This window comes from Psychrobacter proteolyticus (assembly GCF_038155145.1).
GTDB classification, from domain to species: domain Bacteria; phylum Pseudomonadota; class Gammaproteobacteria; order Pseudomonadales; family Moraxellaceae; genus Psychrobacter; species Psychrobacter proteolyticus_B.
This window is the reverse complement of sequence record NZ_JBAKAY010000263.1, coordinates 1-207: the sequence shown is the minus strand read 5'-3', so window position 1 is coordinate 207 and position 207 is coordinate 1. Positions and strand designations below refer to the sequence as shown.

Here is a 207-nt window from a genome sequence, read left to right as displayed (position 1 = left end):
CACGCGACGGAAGTTGCGGTCCACACGGCGCAGTTCGCCCATCACGGTGCGGATATCCTTGCGCGCCGCGATGAAGAACACCTCGTCATCGGCCTCGATCACGGTATCGCCACGCGGGATGATCGGACGATTGCGCCGGTAGATGGCTGCCACGCGAGTATCCACGTTGGGCATGTGGCGACGCAGGAAACCGAGTTCCTGACCGAC

At 63.3% G+C, this 207-nt stretch carries 1 protein-coding gene; it reads right to left on the bottom strand.

Features of this window, described 5'->3' with window-relative positions; all coding sequences use genetic code 11:
- Positions 1–207 (bottom strand): TrkA C-terminal domain-containing protein (locus V6252_RS13770; RefSeq protein WP_341610797.1); only part of this gene is annotated, 207 nt, incomplete at both ends.